Below are 15,718 nucleotides of genomic sequence, written 5' to 3'. Positions count from 1 at the left end.
GGGATAATCGGCCGCCAGCCGGTGCAGCAGCGCGTCGTCCTTGTCGCGCTCCAGCACGTCTGTGACCATGATGCGCACTTTGGTGCCGAGGGCTGCGTGATGGCGGATCAGCCGCTCGATGACGCGGCCGGAAAAATCGGCCTTGAACTCCAGCGACGACAGATAGACCAGCTTGAGTTTCGGCGCGCGCGAGAAATCGAGCGGCAGTTCGGGGTCGGCCTTGTCGAAGGCGCTGTCGGGTAAAGGCGCGCCGAGCAGCGCTTCGACCTTGGCGTTAAAGCCGTCGCGCGACTTGCGTAACAGGCGCGGTGACCCGAGCGGCAGCGAACAGCTCTGCGACAGCCAGCGGCCGGCGTAAAGACGCTGGCAAGCTTATCCAGGCGGGATGGATCGGGCACTGGACAACGCTCGTAGCGGCTGTCGAGCGCGGCTATCGCCGGATAGGCAACCTCTTCGCGCAGGATGGTGAGCGGGGCGCCTGCCGGCGCCAGACTGGAGCTGAGCTTGAGGCTGCAACGGTTCAAACCATCGCTGGGGAACAGGCTGGCGGTTTGCCCGGCCGACAGGCGGAGCCGGAAGGCGGCGCCGCTCGCCACGCTGCGCGAGCCACCGCCGGCGCGAATCGCCAGCGCGCCGTCGCAGGCGCCTAATATGTCGACTGGCTGCTGGCCCGACTGGTGCAGCACGACCTCGACCGAGCGCGCCTGCAGGCCGGAAAAGCTGAACGTCTTTGGCGCGGAGGGCCGCGCGGCGGCGTTGACATAGAGCGTCTGCCGCGACACGCGCCAACGGCCGTTGAAATGGCCTTCGCCGGGCTTGCCCCTACCTGCCGGCATCTGTTCGGCGCTAACCGGCTTCGCCAGCTGTTCCAGCGTCCGGTAGGTGGCTTGGAAATCGCGGTTGGCGATGGCGTGGCGGTCATGGCCGAACGGACCGGTGCCGTTCGCCCTGTCGATGGCGCCGATCTGGTTGTGGGCGAGCAGCGCCAGAAACTGCCTTTCATAGTCGCGGGCGCCGGCATCGCCGAAAAACGCTGCTGCTGCAGTCTGCGGCCCCGGCGGCCGATAGCGACGGCCGGCCGCAATCCTTCGCATCGGGGAAGAAATCGCAGCTGTGCCGGATCGGGGCGGCGCAACCGGCAAGGGCCGCCAGCCCCAGCCCGGCCAAGGCCAGGCAGATGGCGCGGTTCATCCGGTCGCACCGTTCATCGTCTTCAGCTCAGCCGGGTCGCGCGGCGGCAGGAAGCCTTGCGGAAAGACCTTGCAGACGGGAAGCGCGAAAGTGGCGATCAAAAGCTCGGCCTCGCCGCGCTCCTTTTTCGGCGCTGTCTTGTCATCACGGATCGCCTTTGCCGAGGCGACGAGCGCGCCGTCGCAGTCGCAATGATTATGGCGCGCGATGTAGCAGGCATCATGGATTTGGCAGGCGCTGTCGAGGCGATTGACAGGGCGAGCCGAGAGGTCGCCGGTGCGGGTCCCGGGACCGCAATAATTGCCGAAGACGAAAGGCGAGGGGCGGGCCATCGCGATGCGGACCGGCTTGGGCAGTTCGGCTTCCGGAACTTCGGTCCAGGGATTGGCGCAGGCGGAAAGCGCGACAAGCGGCGAGATGGCGAGCACCGCTCGCATTTTGATCCGCACCAGCTTTGCAAAAAAGTGTCCCACCCGGCGCAGCCAATCCTTAATGATAGGCGACATCGCGCTTGTTGCCACACTGGCCGATTTTGTGGCGAGGGCAAGGCGGCGCGGCCATCAGGCAAACAGCCCGCGCTCTCTCTCGACCGCCTTGGTGATGAAGTTGGCGACGATCTGCACGCGGCGCAGCGGCCGGACCGATTCATGATAGACCAGCCAGTAGGCGCGGCGGATCGGCGTCACGATGTCGACGGGGATCAGCTCCGGCATCGAGCGGGCGACAAAAGTGTGCAAGATGCCGATGCCGGCGCCCGACCGCACCGCTTCGGCCTGGCCCAGCGCTGAGGAGATGGCGAAGCTGGTGCGCCAGTCCGGGCTGAACTCCGCCGCATAGTCGAGCGAAGGGCTGACGATCAGGTCCGGGACGTAGCCGATCAGCGTATGCTCGCCGAGTTGGGCTGACGTTTGTGGCAAGCCGTGCGCCTGCGCATAGTCGCGCGAGGCAAACAGGCCGAGGGTGTAGTCGACCAGCTTTCCCGCCACCAGCCTGCCTTCGCTCGGCCGCTCGACGGTGATGGCGATGTCGGCCTCGCGCCGCGACAGCGAGAAGGAACGCGGCACCGGCACCAGTTGGATGGTGAGTTCGCGGTGCAGCGCGGTCAGCGCGCCAAGACGCGTGGCGAGGAATGCAACGCCGAACCCGTCGGGGGCGCCGATGCGCACAGTGCCGGAGATATCGTCGCCTTCGCCCGACACGGTGGAGCGTGCGGCGATCATGTCGGCTTCCATGCGCTCGGCAATGTCGAGAAAGCGCTGGCCGGCCGGCGTCAGCTCGCTGCCGGTGGTAAGCCGGCGAAACAGTTTTGTCCGTAACGCATCCTCAAGCGCTGCGATACGGCGCGAGACGGTGGCGTGATTGAGTTCCAGCCGCTTGGCGGCGCCAAGGATCTGCCCGGCGCGGGCCACGGCGAGGAAGATGCGGACATCATCCCAGTTCATGGGGGTGATCCGGGCTAGCGGCGAACGCGGCGTTCCCGCCCACCCCCCTCTGGCCTGCCGGCCATCTCCCCCGCAAGGGGGGAGATTGGCAGCTCCGCCGACGGCACCTTTTTTGCAGCGTTGAAGATTTGCGAAGGCAACAACCACATCTGATATCCCCCCTTGCGGGGGAGATGTCCGGCAGGACAGAGGGGGGTGTGACGGAGCGCAACCTTCGGGCCTTTCAGCAATCTGTAATTTGCGGCAATTAATGCACACTCGTCCTTCGTTGTCTATTTCCCGCACAACGGTTGCGTTTCCCCTCGCGTTGCCTTCGCGCCTGCAAAGGCGTTGAATGCTTCATCACAAACTCAGGGAGAGAAACCATGATCGAATACGGTCATTTCATTGGCGGCAAGCATGTCGCCGGGACCAGCGGGCGCAAGCAGGACGTCATGCAGCCGATGGACGGCTCGGTGCGCGGCACGGTGGCGCTGGCTTCGCCGGCTGAACTGCGTGCGGCTGTCCTGAATGCCAAGGAAGCACAGATCAAATGGGCTGCGACCAACCCGCAGCGGCGTGTGCGCGTGCTGATGAAGTTTCTTGAACTGGTTGCCCGCGACTATGACGAACTGGCCGATCTCCTGGCGCGCGAGCACGGCAAGACCATCGCCGACGCCAAGGGCGACATCCAGCGCGGCCTCGAAGTGGTCGAAGTCTGCATCGGTGCGCCGCACATGATGAAGGGCGAGTTCACCGACGGCGCCGGCCCCGGCATCGATGTCTATTCGATGCGCCAGCCGCTTGGCGTCGTTGCCGGCATCACCCCGTTCAATTTCCCGGCTATGATCCCGCTGTGGAAGATTGCCCCGGCGCTGGCCTGCGGCAACGCCTTTATCCTGAAGCCTTCCGAGCGCGACCCTGGCGTGCCGATGCGCATCGCCGAACTGTTCCTCGAGGCTGGCCTGCCGGCTGGCGTTCTCAACGTCGTCAATGGCGACAAGGATGTCGTCGACGCCATCCTCGACGATCCTGATATCAAGGCTATCGGCTTTGTCGGCTCGACGCCGATCGCGCATTACATCTACTCGCGCGGCACGGCCGCGGGAAAACGCGTGCAGTGCTTCGGCGGCGCCAAGAACCACATGATCATCATGCCCGATGCCGACATGGACCAGACCGTCGATGCGCTGATCGGCGCGGGCTACGGCTCGGCCGGCGAGCGCTGCATGGCGATCTCGGTTGCCGTTCCCGTCGGCAACGACACCGCCAACCGGCTGATGGAAAAGCTCATCCCGCGTGTCGAAAGCCTCAAAGTCGGCCCGTCGACGGATTCGTCCGCCGATTTCGGCCCGCTGGTGACGGCGCAGGCATTGGAACGCGTCAAGGGCTATGTCGACACCGGCGTCAAGGAAGGCGCCAAGCTGGTGGTCGACGGCCGTGGCTTCTCCATGCAGGGCTACGAGGATGGCTACTATATGGGCGGCTGCCTGTTCGACAACGTCACGGCCGACATGCGCATCTACAAGGAAGAGATTTTTGGCCCGGTGCTGTCGGTGGTGCGCGCGCCGACCTATGAGAGCGCCATCAAGCTCGCCAACGACCACGAGATGGGCAATGGCGTCGCCATCTTCACCCGTGATGGTGATGCTGCGCGCGACTTCGCAAGCCGTGTCCAGGTCGGCATGGTCGGCATCAACGTGCCGATCCCGGTTCCGATCGCCTACTATACGTTCGGCGGCTGGAAGGCGTCGTCCTTCGGCGACCTCAACCAGCACGGCCCGGACGCGTTCCGCTTCTACACCAAGACCAAGACGGTGACCTCGCGCTGGCCCTCAGGCATCAAGGACGGTGCCGAGTTCGTCATCCCGACGATGAACTGACGGACGATTTCGAAGATCGGCAAGAAGGCCTGGGTTCAACGTCCCGGGCCTTTCTTTGTACGAAACCGACATTGGCCATCACGTTTAAGCGATGGAACCAAGGGCCTGTCATCTGCCTTAAATTGCATTCCTGCCGTGGTGCAGGCCATCAAAATAGCGCCGGTAGCAGCCGGGGTTCTCGTCTGGCGCAAGGAGGTGTCAGATGACACGACGTCTTGTGGCGGCGATGTTCTTTGCGGTGTTCGCGATGTCCGGCATCGCTCATGCCAAAGCCGATCAATGCGCGGCGCGGACCGACCTGGTCAAGGCGCTCGGCGAGAAGTTCCACGAAAGCCAAGCCGCACGTGGCCTGGTGAACCCAAATGTGGTGCTGGAGATATTCGTCTCCGACCAGGGCACCTGGACCATCCTGGCCACCGACACACACGGCCAAAGCTGCATCATCACGGCTGGCGAAGGCTGGGACGGGGCGGCTATGGCAGCAGTCTTGCCGGGCACCTGATAAAAGACCGGTCGGAAGTCTGGAGCAGAGACGGAGTTCAGCGTGTGGCGGCCACTTCGGCATGGCCGCGCAGCAGTGCCATAAGGCGTTTGGCGTCCTTGGCGGCAGCCTCTTCGTCACCGGCCAGGATCGAGCGGATTAGCGCGACGTGGTGCTCGGCCGATTCGGCCAGCCCTGTGTCGGCCTTGTAGCGAAACCAGAAGCGGCGGCTGTGGGCCTGCAGGGGCGCGGCCAGACGGGCCGCAAACGGGTTGTCGGCGGCCATCGCCAAGGCCTCGTCGAGCGCCTTGTCGGCCTGGATGAAGGCCAGCACATTGCCCGAGATGACGGCCTTCTGCATGGCAAGGGCTGCCTCATGAAACAGGTCGGCGGCCTCACGGGTGACGAAGCGGGCGGCCGAGCGCGCCAGCACCACCTCGACGCCGCGCCTGGCATCCAGCACGCGCAGCCAGTCGCCGGGATGAAGCGGGGCAATGGCGATGCCGGCGCGTGGCCTGACATCCAGCAGTCCTTCCCAGGCGAGGCGCTGGATCGCTTCGCGCACCGGCGTGCGTCCTAGCGCCAGCTTCTCGATGAGGGCGCCTTCGGTGACAAAGCTCGCCGGCGCCAGTTCCAACGTCACGATCATATGCTCGAGTACATGGTAGGCCTTGGCGGCGGCCGGCTCGGGGTATGCTGTCTCACTGGATATCAAAGGTGGGCTCCTGATATATCTTACATATATCATAACGAATTCCGCGTTGACAGCCGGTTTTCAAATAGATATACGGCTGATATATCAGATGGAGAGACGATCATGTGGACCGGAGTTTTCCCCGCCGTCACGACCAAATTCACCGAAGACGACCGCCTCGACCATGCCGAAATGGAGCGCTGCTTTGCGTTGCAGATGGAGGCAGGCTGCGACGGTATCATCGTCTGCGGTTCGCTCGGCGAAGGGCCGATGCTGTCGCATGACGAGAAGATCGAGGTGCTGAAGACTGCCCAGAAAGTTGCAGGCAACAAGCCGGTGCTGCTGACGGTCAACGAGGCGGGCACCCGCGAGGCGGCGAGCATCGCAAAGCGCGCGAGCCGGGAAGGCGCCAACGGGCTGATGGTGGTACCGAGCCCGATCTATCACACCAACTCGGAAGAGACGGTCGCCGCCTTGCGCGCCGTCGCTCAGGCCGGCGACCTGCCGGTGATGATCTACTCCAACCGCCTCGCCTACCGCGTCGACGTCACCGTCGACCAGATGGAGGAACTGGCCGCCGACAAGCGCTTCGTCGCCATCAAGGAGTCCTCCGACGACATCCGGCGCTCGACAGAGATCATCAACCGCTTCGGCGACCGCTACGATCTGTTCACCGGCGTCGACAATCTCGCCTTCGAGGCGCTGTCGGTGGGCGCCATCGGCTGGGTGGCGGGTCTGGTCGTCGCCTTCCCGCGCGAGACCGTCGCCATCTACCAGTTGATGAAGCAGGGCCGCCGCGAGGAGGCGCTTTCGATCTACCGCTGGTTCCGGCCGCTGCTCGATCTCGATGTCTCGACCTATCTGGTCCAAAACATCAAGCTTGCCGAAGTGCTCGCGATCGACACAAATGACCGCGTGCGCATGCCGCGCCAGCCGCTGTCGGGCGAGCGCCGCAAAGCGGTCGAGAAGATCGTCAAGGACGCGCTGGCGGTACGGCCGAAGCTGCCGCAGTTCTGAAGGCTTTCTTCTCCCCGTGCACGTGCACGGGGAGAAGATGGCGGCAGCCAGATGAGGGGCAGCGCCGACGTGCAAGGAAATTCCAGGGACACAGAGGAGGGCCGCCGCCCCTCATCCGCCCTTCGGGCCCCGCAGCCCTTCGCTGGCGCTCCGGGCGTTCGTCGTTCGGAAAGCCAAGCAGTCGGCTTTTCCACCGCTTCGCGGACCACTCCTCACCCCCGTGAACGGGGAGAAGGGGTAGATATCGCCATTGTCGGTGGCGGCATCGTCGGCATCTGCGCGGCGGCCATGCTGGCCGAGGCCGGGCGCAGCGTCACGGTCTTCGACCGCACCGGCATCTGCGAGGAGACGAGCTCCGGCAATGCCGCCGCCTTCGCCTTCTCCGACGTGCTGCCGCTGGCGCATAAGGGCATGATGCGGCACTTGCCGAAATGGCTTGCCGATCCGCTCGGGCCACTCAGCATCCCGCCGGCCTACTTGCCGAAGCTGTTGCCTTGGCTGTTGCGCTTCTGGCGCGCTGGCGCACCAGAAAAATATGAGGCGAGCCTTGCTGCTCAGGCAGGCATGATGAAGCTCGCCGAGGCCGAATGGATGGGCCTGCTCGACCGTTCCGGCACGCGGCTGATGCTGCGCGAGGACGGCTCGCTGGAGCTTTATGAAAGCGAGGCCGAATTTCAGGCCGGGCTGCCGGGCTGGGCGGCGCGCGAGCGCTTCGGCATCGGCTTTCGCCATGTCGAAGGCGACGAACTGGCGCGGCTGCAGCCGGGACTGTCGCCGCGCTTCATCAAGGGCACCTTCGTGCCGGGCTGGAAGACCGTCGCCGATCCGAAACTGCTCGGCAAGGGGGTGTGGGCCTATGCCGAAAGGCTGGGCGCGCGTTTCGAAAAGGCGCGCATAGAGCGCGTCGCCGCCAATCCTGATGGCGCGACGCTGACGCTGACGGACGGCACGACCAGGCAGGCAAGACATCTTGTCGTGGCCGCCGGGGCATGGTCGCATCTGCTGACGAAGGCGCTTGGCGACACCATCCCGCTCGAAACCGAGCGCGGCTACAACACGACACTGCCGAAGACCGCTTTCGACGTGCAGCGGATGCTGATCTTTTCCGGCCATGGCTTCGTCATCACGCCACTCGAGACGGGCTTGCGCGTCGGCGGCGCCGTCGAGTTGGGCGGTCTCGACCGGCCGCCGAATTTTGCGCGTTCGAAGGCCATGCTGGAAAAAGCCAGACAATTCCTTCCGGGGCTGGACGCGTCAGGTGGCCGCGAGTGGATGGGGTGTCGCCCGTCGCTGCCGGATTCGTTGCCCGTCATCGGCACGGCGCGCACCGCGTCCAACGTCGTCTACGCCTTTGGCCATGGCCATCTCGGCCTGACCCAGGCGGCGGCCAGCGGCCGCTTGATCCGCGATCTTGTTCTCGGGCAAACTTCGCCGATCGATCTTGCTCCCTTCAGCCCGCAACGGTTTTGAGTTCGAGGAAATCATGGCCAAAAAATCCTTCTTTTGCATCGACGGCCATACCTGCGGTAATCCGGTGCGGCTGGTCGCCGGCGGCGGCCCTTTGCTTCAGGGGCCGACGATGATGGAGCGGCGGGCGCATTTCCTGGCGGAGTATGACTGGATCCGCACCGGGCTGATGTTCGAGCCGCGCGGCCACGATGTCATGTCGGGCTCGATCCTCTATCCGCCGACGCGCGAGGATTGCGACATAGCCATCCTGTTCATCGAGACGTCGGGCTGCCTGCCGATGTGCGGCCACGGCACGATCGGCACGGTGACGATGGCCATCGAACATGGGCTGATCAAGCCGAAGACACCCGGCGTGCTCCGGCTCGACACACCGGCCGGGCTGGTTATCGCCGAATACAAACAAGTCGGCGACTATGTCGAGGAGGTGCGCATCACGAATGTGCCGTCCTTCCTTTATGCCGAGGGACTGACGGTCGACTGCCCGCTGCTTGGCGAGATCACTGTCGATGTCGCCTATGGCGGCAATTTCTACGCAATCGTCGAGCCGCAGGCGAATTTTCGCGACATGGCTGATTATTCCGCCAGCGATTTCATCGCCTGGAGCCCCGTGGTGCGGCAGCGGCTCAACGAGAAGTACTCGTTCGTGCATCCGGAAAACCCCGGCATCAACCGGCTGTCCCACATGCTGTGGACGGGCGAGCCGACAATGGCGGGCGCCGATGCGCGCAACGCGGTCTTCTATGGCGACAAGGCGATCGACCGCTCACCTTGCGGCACCGGCACCTCGGCGCGCATGGCGCAGCTCCACGCCAAGGGCAAGCTCAAGGCCGGCGACAGTTTTGTCCACGAATCGATCATCGGCTCGCTGTTCAAGGGCAAGGTCGAGAGGGATGTCACTGTTGCCGGCAAGCCGGCCATCATTCCCTCGATCGGCGGCTGGGCGCGGATGACCGGCCTGAACACCATCTTCATCGACGACCGCGATCCGTTCGCGCACGGTTTTGTGGTTAAGTGATACGGTAGGCTGCCGATCATCCACCGAGGCCAGGACTTGGACCCAGGGCGGGACCTCTTGGCGAAACCAGTCAGCGAAAGGTTAGCGCGTTGGGCGAGGCATCCACCGCCATAGTCGGAAGTAACCCATGTTGCAGCTGGTCACTACGGAATGTGGCTAAAAAACGAAGCCGCCAACAACGCAAAGATTCGTCTCATCACCTAATTTTGACCGGGACTTCTTCGAAATGAGGTCGCTGGTCCGGCTGAATCGTCAAAGACATTGCGTTATGCCAATGATAGGGTCCGCGATAGTCCAGGGGTCGGGAGCAAAAAAACGGGCAATCGGAAGGCGTGCCGGCAAAACACGCTCGACGTTTGAAAAATCACGTTGCAATCCGGGCTCGAAACTTTACGACTAGGGGAAATACCAAAAGGAATGCGTCTGCATGGGCGACATTCCAGGGGAGCCACGTACACATGCAGTACTTTGTCCAGCAGCTTATCAATGGGCTGACGCTGGGATCGATCTATGGGCTGATCGCAATCGGCTACACGATGGTCTACGGCATCATCGGCATGATCAACTTCGCCCACGGCGACATTTTCATGGTCGGGGCCTTCGCCGCCCTCGTCGTCTTCCTCATCCTCGGCTCCTTGTTCTATTCGGTGCCGGTCGTCCTGGCGCTGCTGATCATGATGATCGTGGCGATGCTGCTCACCAGCCTCTACAACTGGACGATCGAGAAGGTGGCCTACCGGCCGCTGCGCGGTTCGTTCCGGCTGGCGCCGCTGATCACCGCCATCGGCATGTCGATCGCGCTGTCGAACTTCATCCAGGTGACGCAAGGCCCGCGCAACAAGCCGATCCCGCCGATGGTCAGCCAAGTCTACAACATCAACGGCATCAGCGTGTCGCTGAAGCAGATCATCATCGTCGTCGTCACCGCCCTGCTGCTGGCGCTGTTCTGGTACCTGGTCAACAGGACTTCCCTCGGCCGGGCGCAAAGGGCGTGCGAGCAGGACCGCAAGATGGCGGCGCTGCTCGGCGTCGATGTCGACCGTACGATCTCGATCACCTTCATCATGGGTGCAGCGCTTGCGGCCGTCGCGGGCACGTTATTCCTGATGTATTACGGAGTCATCGCCTTTTCCGACGGCTTTGTGCCGGGGGTCAAGGCCTTCACCGCGGCCGTTCTCGGCGGCATCGGGTCTCTGCCGGGCGCGGTGCTTGGCGGGCTTTTGATCGGCTTCATCGAGAGCATGTGGTCGGCGTATTTCTCGATCGACTACAAGGACGTCGCGGCGTTCTCGATCCTGGCGATCGTGCTGATCTTCCTGCCTTCCGGCATTTTGGGCCGGCCAGAAGTCGAAAAGGTCTGAGACAATGGCGGTTTCCGTATCCTCGGAGCGCGACACCGTCGCCTCCCCCGTGCAGCGTGCATTGCGCGAAGCGTTCTATGCCGGCGCCATCTCGCTGGGGTTGTTCATTCTCTTCATCGGCCTGAAGACCGACCAGAACATAAGCAACCAGCTGATCCTGGTGCAGCGCTGGTTGCTGCTCATCACCGTGGTCGTGCTGACCATGCTTGGCCGCTTCTTCTACATTGCATATGGCCAGCCGTTCATGGCCAATCAGAAGATCACCAATGTCGCCACCGGCCTGTTGCCGGCGAGCGTCGCGTCGCGCTTCTTCCTGCTTCCGGCCTTCATCGTCGCCGTCGTTCTGGCGGTTGGCCTGGTTGCGTTCGGCAGCGCCCTGCCGGCGTTGGTGGGACCCGATCTGGCCGGCTACCTTCAGTTCCTGCGCGCATTGGCCGTCATTTACGCGCTCGCTTGCGTGATCTTCTATTTCCGCTCCTTCATCCACGCCAATTTCACCAAGCTCGGGATTGCGGCGCTGGTGCTATACCCGATCCTCGTCGTCGTGGTGCTGTCGATCTACGCGTGGTCGATAACCGGCGGCCTGCAGGGCTCGTTGAAGTGGGTCGACAATTTCGGCATCCAGATCCTGATCTATGTGATGCTGGCCTGGGGGCTGAACATCGTCGTCGGCCTCGCCGGCCTGCTCGATCTCGGCTACGTCGCCTTTTACGCGGTCGGCGCCTATGCCTATGCGTTGCTCGGTTCGCAATACGGCCTGTCGTTCTGGATCCTGCTGCCCGCCGCCGGCGCCATGGCCGCCTTCTGGGGCGTTATGCTCGGCTTTCCGGTGCTCAGGCTTCGTGGCGATTACCTGGCGATCGTGACGCTGGCCTTCGGCGAGATCATCCGCCTGGTGCTGATCAACTGGCGTGAAGTCACCAACGGCTCGGCCGGCATCTCCGGCATCCCGAAGGTCACCTTCTTCGGCCTGATGACGTTTAATTCGACCGACCCGAACTACATCGGCAAGGTGCTGCACATTGCGCAGTCGAGCGCCTACTACAAGATCTTCCTCTACTATCTGATTCTCGGGCTGGCGCTGCTGACCGCCTTCGTCACCATCAGGCTCAGGCGCATGCCTGTCGGCCGCGCCTGGGAGGCGCTGCGCGAGGACGAGATTGCCTGCCGCTCGCTTGGCATCAACACCACCACCACCAAGCTCACCGCCTTTGCCACCGGCGCCATGTTCGGCGGTTTTGCCGGCGCCTTCTTCGCCGCACGGCAAGGCTTCGTCAGCCCTGAATCCTTCGTCTTCCTGGAATCGGCGATCATCCTGGCCATCGTGGTGCTCGGCGGCATGGGCTCGCTGGTCGGCATCGCGGTCGCCGCGCTGGTGATGATCGGCGGCACCGAGGCACTGCGCGAACTCGATTTCCTGAAAAGTGTCTTCGGAAAAGATTTCACGCCGGAGCTTTACCGCATGCTTTTGTTCGGCATGGCGATGGTCATCGTCATGCTGTGGAAGCCGCGCGGCTTTGTCGGCAGCCGTGAACCGACGGCCTTCCTCAGTGAACGAAAAGCGGTCTCCTCCTCCTTCACCAAGGAAGGGCACGGCTGATGAGCGCGACCTCCATTCAGAAGACCAATCCGGGTATGAAAGACGCCATCCTCCAGGTCGAGCATCTTTCGATGAAGTTCGGCGGCCTGATCGCCATCGGCGATCTGTCGTTCCAGGCCAAGCGCGGCGAGATCACCGCTCTGATCGGACCCAATGGCGCCGGCAAGACCACCGTCTTCAATTGCATCACCGGCTTCTACAAGCCGTCGGAAGGCATGATTACGCTCAACCGGGCCGACGGCTCGAGCTTTCTGCTCGAACGGCTGCCCAATCATGAGATCCCGGCGCGCGCCAAGGTGGCGCGCACCTTCCAGAACATCCGCCTGTTCTCGGGCATGACGCTGCTGGAGAATCTGCTGGTTGCCCAGCACAACAAGCTGATGAAGGCATCCGGCTACACGATCCTGGGCCTATTCGGGATCGGCGGCTACCGCAGGGCCTCGGCTGAATCGGTGGAGCTTGCCAAGCACTGGCTGGAGAAGGCCGACCTTGTCGATCGCGCCGACGATCCGGCCGGCGACCTGCCCTATGGCGCGCAGCGGCGCCTCGAGATTGCGCGCGCCATGTGCACAGGGCCCGAACTTCTGTGCCTCGACGAGCCTGCGGCCGGTCTCAATCCGAAGGAATCGGCAGCGCTGAATTCGCTGCTGATGGACATCAAGAGCAGTACCTCGATCCTGCTGATCGAACATGACATGTCGGTGGTCATGCAGATTTCCGACCATGTCGTGGTGCTTGAATATGGCCGCAAGATTTCCGACGGCAGCCCGCAATCGGTGCGTACCGACCCGCGCGTCATCGCCGCCTATCTCGGCGTCGACGACGAGGAGGTCGAGACGGTGCTGACCGAGGTCGGCGATGAAGACGTCATCGAGCAGCTGGACATCGGGCCGGATTCGGCTCAAGGACCAGGCACATCGTCTTCCTATCTCGCCGGCCCGGTAAGCGACACGATCGGCCACAGCCAGGGCGAGCGGGTCACAGTGTCGAAGGGAGCTTCAAAGGCCACCCAACACGATACAAGAGCCAACTCCGCGCCAAGAGCACCGTCCGAGCGTCTAACGGCCAAGTCCAAACCGGCGGCCACCAAATCCCCGACAGGCAAGCCGCGCGGAGGGCGTAAGTGATGGCCGAGACAACGCTGCTCGACATCAAGGGCGTCGAGACCTACTACGGCAACATCAAGGCGCTGAACGGCGTCGATGTCCACGTCAACCAGGGCGAGATCGTCGCGCTGATCGGCGCCAACGGCGCCGGCAAGTCGACGCTGATGATGACCATCTTCGGTGCGCCGCGCGCTCGTGCCGGCTCAATCACTTTCGCCGGCACCGACATCACCCAGATGCCGACGCACGAGATCGCCCGCATGCGCATTGCGCAGTCGCCGGAAGGCAGGCGCATTTTCCCGCGCATGACGGTGATGGAAAACCTGCAGATGGGCGCCGGTCTCGACAATCTCAAGCACTATGACGAAGATGCTGAGAAGGTGTTCGCGCTGTTCCCGCGCCTCAAGGAGCGCATTGCCCAGCGCGGCGGCACGCTGTCGGGCGGTGAGCAGCAGATGCTGTCGATCGGACGTGCGCTGATGGCGCGGCCGAAGCTGCTGCTGCTCGACGAGCCGTCGCTGGGTCTGGCGCCGCTGATCGTCAAGCAGATCTTCGATGCCATCCGCGAACTGAACCGCACGCAAGGGCTGACCGTGTTCCTGGTCGAGCAGAACGCCTTCGGCGCGCTCAAACTCGCCACGCGCGGCTATGTCATGGTCAACGGCAACGTGACCATGAGCGGCACAGGCAAGGAATTGCTCGCCAATCCGGAAGTGCGGGCGGCCTATCTCGAAGGCGGCCATCACTGATTTTGGAGCGGAATGTATGCATACGGTATTCCGCTCCAACTTGTTTGTTTGTCGCATGACCTTTGTCCGAAAAGTCTGCAACTTTTCGGGATCATGCTAGGGAGTCTTCATCATGCAAGGCATTCTTCACGAGGAACCTTCCATCTGGCAGTTCTTCTTCGTCACCTGTCTGCTCGGCGGCTGGGCGGCATGGATGACCGGCAAGGCCAGCGCCCAGACATGGCGCAGCCTGCCGGCGCTGTTCGCCTATCTGCTGGGCCTCGGCATCGGCATCAGGTTCATCCATCATGCCTTGTTCGGCGGCACGATGTTTTCGCTGCAATACTATGTCGTGGACACAATCGTGCTCATGATATTGGGGTTTGTCGGCTTTCAATACACGCGTACGAACCAGATGGTGACGCAGTATAATTGGCTTTACGAACGGGCTTCGATCTTAAGCTGGAAACCGAAAGGTTGACGTTCATCATTAACGCCGTTCCGGGGATGAATCGGCGTGACAAGGGCCTGAAAATCGGCAAAGTACGCTTTCTGCGATAAGGGTGGGCATCGCATGAAAGTTTCATCCACGCCCACCTCGTAAATGGGAGCGTTTAAATGAAGAAATCACTTTTGTCCGCCGTTGCCCTGACCGCGCTTGTCGCGTTCGGTGGCAATGCATGGGCTGACGTTATCGTCGGCGTCGCAGGTCCGATCACCGGTCCGAATGCGGCCTTCGGTGCGCAGCTGCAGAAGGGTGCGGAAGCGGCCGTTGCCGACATCAACGCAGCAGGCGGCATGAACGGCGAGCAGATCAAGCTCGAAGTCGGCGACGACGTCTCGGATCCGAAGCAGGGCATTTCGGTCGGCAACAAGTTCGTCGGCGACGGCGTGAAATTCGTGATCGGCCACTTCAACTCGGGGGTCTCGATCCCGGTTTCGCAGGAAGTCTACGTCGACAACAACATCGTCGAAGTGACGCCTGCGGCGACCAACCCGAAATTCACCGAGCGCGGCCTGTGGAACGTGTTCCGCACCTGCGGACGCGATGACCAGCAGGGCGGCATCGCCGGCGGCTATATCGCGACCAACTTCAAGGACGCCAAGGTTGCCGTCATCCACGACAAGACCCCCTATGGTCAGGGCCTTGCCGACGAGACCAAGAAGGCGATGAACGCAGCCGGCCTGACCGAAGTCATGTACGAAGGCGTCAATGTCGGCGACAAGGACTTCTCGGCGCTGATTGCCAAGATGAAGGACGCCGGTGTTACCCTGATCTATTGGGGCGGCCTGCATACCGAAGCCGGCCTGATCATCCGCCAGTCGGCGGACCAGGGCCTCAAGGCTACCCTGATGTCGGGCGACGGCGTCGTCACCGACGAGCTGGCTGCGATCGCCGGCGATGCGGTTATCGGCACGCTCAACACCTTCGGTCCCGATCCGCGCCTGATCCCCGAGAACAAGGCACTAGTCGAGAAGTTCCGCGCTCAGGGCTTCGAGCCGGAAGCCTACACTCTCTACTCCTACGCCGCCATGCAGGTGATCGCCGAGGCTGCTGCCGTGGCCAAGTCGAACGACCCCGTGGAAGTGGCCAAGGCGCTGCACGAGAAGGGCCCGTTCAAGACCGTTCTGGGCGATCTCGCCTATGACGCGAAGGGCGATCCGAAGCTCCCGGGCTACATCATGTACGAATGGAAGAAGGGTCCGGACGGCAAGATCTCCTGGTTCCCGAAGTCGTAATTCGGAACGCA

At 62.9% G+C, this 15,718-nt stretch carries 14 protein-coding genes and 1 pseudogene; 11 read left to right on the top strand and 4 right to left on the bottom strand.

Annotation, left to right across the window (positions count from 1 at the left end; all coding sequences use genetic code 11):
* Nucleotides 1–107: 107 nt before the first annotated feature.
* The 3 genes from NKJ75_RS15985 to NKJ75_RS15975 form a co-directional block, all read right to left on the bottom strand.
* Complete coding sequence (locus NKJ75_RS15985; RefSeq protein WP_352499932.1) at nt 108–1,094, bottom strand: hypothetical protein; 987 nt, start codon at nt 1,092–1,094, stop codon at nt 108–110.
* Between the two features lie 93 nt (nt 1,095–1,187).
* Complete coding sequence (locus tag NKJ75_RS15980; RefSeq protein WP_352499961.1) at nt 1,188–1,628, bottom strand: phospholipase A2 family protein; 441 nt, start codon at nt 1,626–1,628, stop codon at nt 1,188–1,190.
* 123 nt (nt 1,629–1,751) lie between these two features.
* Nucleotides 1,752–2,633, bottom strand: coding sequence for a LysR family transcriptional regulator (locus tag NKJ75_RS15975; protein ID WP_352499931.1), 882 nt, complete (start codon nt 2,631–2,633; stop codon nt 1,752–1,754).
* 365 nt (nt 2,634–2,998) lie between these two features.
* Between NKJ75_RS15975 and NKJ75_RS15970 the strand changes: the two genes are divergently transcribed.
* Both NKJ75_RS15970 and NKJ75_RS15965 read left to right on the top strand, forming a co-directional pair.
* A complete protein-coding gene (locus NKJ75_RS15970) occupies nt 2,999–4,495 on the top strand; it encodes a CoA-acylating methylmalonate-semialdehyde dehydrogenase (RefSeq protein WP_023698411.1) in 1,497 nt (498 codons plus the stop codon).
* Between the two features lie 202 nt (nt 4,496–4,697).
* Complete coding sequence (locus NKJ75_RS15965; RefSeq protein WP_352499930.1) at nt 4,698–4,997, top strand: hypothetical protein; 300 nt, start codon at nt 4,698–4,700, stop codon at nt 4,995–4,997.
* 37 nt (nt 4,998–5,034) lie between these two features.
* On the opposite strand, the gene NKJ75_RS15960 is transcribed toward NKJ75_RS15965, so the two are convergent.
* The gene (locus NKJ75_RS15960) at nt 5,035–5,724 is read right to left on the bottom strand and encodes a GntR family transcriptional regulator (protein WP_352499929.1); all 690 of its coding nucleotides are present in this window, start codon (nt 5,722–5,724) and stop codon (nt 5,035–5,037) included.
* Between the two features lie 69 nt (nt 5,725–5,793).
* Here NKJ75_RS15960 and NKJ75_RS15955 point away from each other — a divergent pair, with 69 nt between their 5' ends.
* The 9 genes and pseudogenes from NKJ75_RS15955 to NKJ75_RS15915 all read left to right on the top strand — a co-directional run bounded on the left by NKJ75_RS15955 (nt 5,794) and on the right by NKJ75_RS15915 (nt 15,707).
* On the top strand, nt 5,794–6,687 hold the full coding sequence (locus NKJ75_RS15955; RefSeq protein ID WP_352499928.1) for a dihydrodipicolinate synthase family protein: 894 nt from the start codon (nt 5,794–5,796) through the stop codon (nt 6,685–6,687).
* Between the two features lie 51 nt (nt 6,688–6,738).
* Nucleotides 6,739–8,157, top strand: a complete 1,419-nt coding sequence (locus tag NKJ75_RS15950) for an NAD(P)/FAD-dependent oxidoreductase (RefSeq protein WP_280938707.1) — start codon at nt 6,739–6,741, stop codon at nt 8,155–8,157.
* A 13-nt stretch (nt 8,158–8,170) separates the two neighbouring features.
* Entirely contained in the window at nt 8,171–9,172 is a 1,002-nt protein-coding gene (locus NKJ75_RS15945) for a 4-hydroxyproline epimerase (protein ID WP_023700251.1), read from the top strand.
* 458 nt (nt 9,173–9,630) lie between these two features.
* Complete coding sequence (locus NKJ75_RS15940; RefSeq protein ID WP_023668715.1) at nt 9,631–10,533, top strand: branched-chain amino acid ABC transporter permease; 903 nt, start codon at nt 9,631–9,633, stop codon at nt 10,531–10,533.
* 4 nt (nt 10,534–10,537) lie between these two features.
* Nucleotides 10,538–12,133, top strand: a complete 1,596-nt coding sequence (gene livM / locus NKJ75_RS15935; RefSeq protein WP_352499927.1) for a high-affinity branched-chain amino acid ABC transporter permease LivM — start codon at nt 10,538–10,540, stop codon at nt 12,131–12,133.
* A pseudogene (locus tag NKJ75_RS15930) lies at nt 12,133–13,239 on the top strand (ABC transporter ATP-binding protein); the annotation flags it as partial. The gene livM and the pseudogene NKJ75_RS15930, both read left to right, overlap by 1 nt.
* Nucleotides 13,240–13,259: 20 nt before the next feature.
* On the top strand, nt 13,260–13,988 hold the full coding sequence (locus NKJ75_RS15925; protein WP_023668718.1) for an ABC transporter ATP-binding protein: 729 nt from the start codon (nt 13,260–13,262) through the stop codon (nt 13,986–13,988).
* 112 nt (nt 13,989–14,100) lie between these two features.
* A complete protein-coding gene (locus NKJ75_RS15920; RefSeq protein WP_023806580.1) occupies nt 14,101–14,448 on the top strand; it encodes a DUF6867 family protein in 348 nt (115 codons plus the stop codon).
* Nucleotides 14,449–14,585: 137 nt separating this feature from the next.
* Nucleotides 14,586–15,707, top strand: a complete 1,122-nt coding sequence (locus NKJ75_RS15915; protein WP_352499926.1) for a branched-chain amino acid ABC transporter substrate-binding protein — start codon at nt 14,586–14,588, stop codon at nt 15,705–15,707.
* Nucleotides 15,708–15,718 lie beyond the last annotated feature (11 nt).

The organism is Mesorhizobium sp. M0058 (assembly GCF_040323095.1).
Classification (GTDB): Bacteria; Pseudomonadota; Alphaproteobacteria; order Rhizobiales; family Rhizobiaceae; genus Mesorhizobium.
Note: the sequence above shows the minus strand (reverse complement) of the source record. Positions and strands in the feature narration are given on the sequence as shown.